Origin of the sequence: Streptomyces sp. NPDC089915 (assembly GCF_040684675.1) — a bacterium.
In the GTDB taxonomy this organism is placed as follows: domain Bacteria; phylum Actinomycetota; class Actinomycetes; order Streptomycetales; family Streptomycetaceae; genus Streptomyces.
This window is the reverse complement of sequence record NZ_JBFBGN010000380.1, coordinates 1-1,333: the sequence shown is the minus strand read 5'-3', so window position 1 is coordinate 1,333 and position 1,333 is coordinate 1. Positions and strand designations below refer to the sequence as shown.

Below are 1,333 nucleotides of genomic sequence, written 5' to 3'. Positions count from 1 at the left end.
CTGACCATGCGCCGCGTCGCCAAGGAACTCGACACCGGCCCCGCGTCGCTCTACGTCTACGTCGCCAACCGCGACGACCTCATGGCCGCCATGCTCGACCAGGCCCTCGCCGGCGTGCCGCTGGACTGGGACGGCACCTGGCGGGAACGGCTCCAGTCCCTGGCCGGCGCCACCATCGAGGCCATGAGCCGCCACGAAGGCCTCGCGGCGGTCGCCCTCGGCTCCATCCCGACCGGCGAGAACGCCCTCCTCGTCCTCGACCGCATGCTCGCCCTCCTCAAGGAGGGCGGCCTCGACGACACCAGCGCCGCCTGGGCCGTCGACCTGCTCCACCTCCACATCGCGGCGTCCGCCGCCGAGCAGAGCAGCTACGACACCAAGGACTTCACCGAGGAGACCCACATCGGCGAAGCCGACCGCCGCTTCGCCGCCCTGCCCGCCGACCGCTACCCGATGATCACCTCCCTGCGGCAGGCCCTCCTTTCCCCCGGCGACCGCGACACCTGGGCCCTGAACGTCCTGATCAACGGCATCCTCCACACACCTGCGCCGTGATCGCCGGCGCCGGGTAACGCGCTGAGACCGGCTCCGCCCCGCACCCAGGGGCCCCACCGGTCAGGTGGGGCCCCTCGCGCTCTCCCGCCGTCCGGCCCGGCTACTCGCGCATGCCCGCCAGGTCCACCGGGCGGGTCCGCAGGGCCAGGGCGGCCGGTACCGTGGAGAAGACCACCGCGAGCAGCGCGCACACCCCGAGCGCCGCACCGAGCGCCTGCCAGGGGACCGCGATCGGCGACCACACCCCCATGACGGCCAGGCAGGCCCACACCCCGGACAGGTACAGCCCGGTCACCGCGAGCCCGAGTGCTCCGCCGACGACCACCACCATCAGTGCCTCGGCCGCCACCAGCCGCAGCACCTGGGCCTTCGTGGCCCCGGCGAGCCGCAGCACCGCGAGGTCCCGTACCCGGTCGGAGGTGGCCATGACCAGGGTGTTGGCGAGCGCGATGCAGGAGTACAGCAGGGCGATGCCCAGGACCACCGCGAAGCCCACGCGGGTCTGGCGGTTGGTCTTCGGAGCGGTGGCGTCCACCCACTCCTGCCGCGTCATCACGTGGCCGCCCCACGGGCGGGCGGCCGCCTCCAGCGCCGCGGCCGCGGCGGCCCGGTCGGCGCCCGGCAGCAGCTTCACGTCGATCCGGGAGGCCGTGGCCCCCGGGGCGTTGCGCGGGGTGACGTACACGCCGTTGTTGCCCGTGCCCGTCCGCATCACCGCGACGATCCTCAGGGTCGTCCTGCTGCCGTCGCCCAGCCAGACGTCCACGCTCTCGCCGAC

The 1,333-nt window shown here is 74.0% G+C and carries 2 protein-coding genes; one reads left to right on the top strand and one right to left on the bottom strand.

Annotated elements, in window-relative coordinates; translation table 11 throughout:
- Positions 1–555: TetR/AcrR family transcriptional regulator C-terminal domain-containing protein (locus tag AB0O29_RS35985; protein ID WP_365160678.1), on the top strand; the 555-nt coding region annotated here is incomplete at its 5' end.
- 100 nt (positions 556–655) lie between these two features.
- Here the strand turns inward: AB0O29_RS35985 and AB0O29_RS35980 are convergent.
- Positions 656–1,333: ABC transporter permease (locus AB0O29_RS35980; RefSeq protein ID WP_365160675.1), on the bottom strand; the 678-nt coding region annotated here is incomplete at its 5' end.